Source organism: Lactiplantibacillus fabifermentans DSM 21115 (genome assembly GCF_000498955.2).
Classification (GTDB): domain Bacteria; phylum Bacillota; class Bacilli; order Lactobacillales; family Lactobacillaceae; genus Lactiplantibacillus; species Lactiplantibacillus fabifermentans.
Window position 1 is genome coordinate 33,209 of the sequence record NZ_AYGX02000053.1, and the last position, 733, is coordinate 33,941.

1 protein-coding gene and 1 pseudogene are annotated in these 733 nt (G+C 41.3%); both read right to left on the reverse strand.

Translation table 11 applies throughout. The features are described 5' to 3' along the window. Nucleotides 1-288: pseudogene (locus DY78_RS16380) on the reverse strand (hypothetical protein); the annotation flags it as partial. A gap of 99 nt (nt 289-387) precedes the next feature. After that, nucleotides 388-696, reverse strand: a complete 309-nt coding sequence (locus tag DY78_RS04745) for a hypothetical protein (RefSeq protein WP_056993502.1) — start codon at nt 694-696, stop codon at nt 388-390. Nucleotides 697-733: the final 37 nt, after the last annotated feature.

The window sequence follows — 733 nt, forward strand, 5'->3', positions numbered from 1 at the left end:
TACTTTATCGTAACCACACTGTGGACACATAAATTCAGCCTTTACCATCTCACCATCTTTAGGCATCCATGTTGGTTTCTTGAAGTCAAACTTAGACTCTGTATTAGATCCCTCAGTCGTTGCGCCTGAGTCTTCCGGAACGAATGTATGCTTTTCCTCACGACCAGTATTTAATTCATCATTACGACCAGTAGCCAACTGATGTGACTTAAAAATTTCCTCAAAACTCAATTCACGAGTTGCTTCAACTGTTACGGTCAAATCATTGTTTTCAATCTTTAATTTCATAATTACTTACCGTCCTCTTTGGTTGATTTTTTATTCTCCTCGGCATGTTGCTTCATGCGCCGGTGCTTTCGTTTAATCGTTGAACGCTTCTTAGTGTGTTTAGGCATTCTCGTCCTCCGTAATGTAGTATTTGTTTTCGTCAATCGCACGAATACGTCTATCCAGCCAAGCGTTACTCCGTTTTAGCTCCCGAGACGTCCTAGCTTTACCCTGCTTGCCTTCCATGACTAATTTAATGGCATTATACTGGGTGCGTGTAATCTCAATGTAATCGCCCGATACGGCCTTAATGCCTGGCATCTTATGCAAGTTAGCTAGTTTGCCATTTGGCACGTTAGCCATGCTGCCATATCTTGCTTCTAGCTTATGAATTACTTCCAGTTCTTTAAGCCAATTTTTGCTCGCCATAGGCTAACTTCCTTTTGATTCTAATTTAGCCAAACGA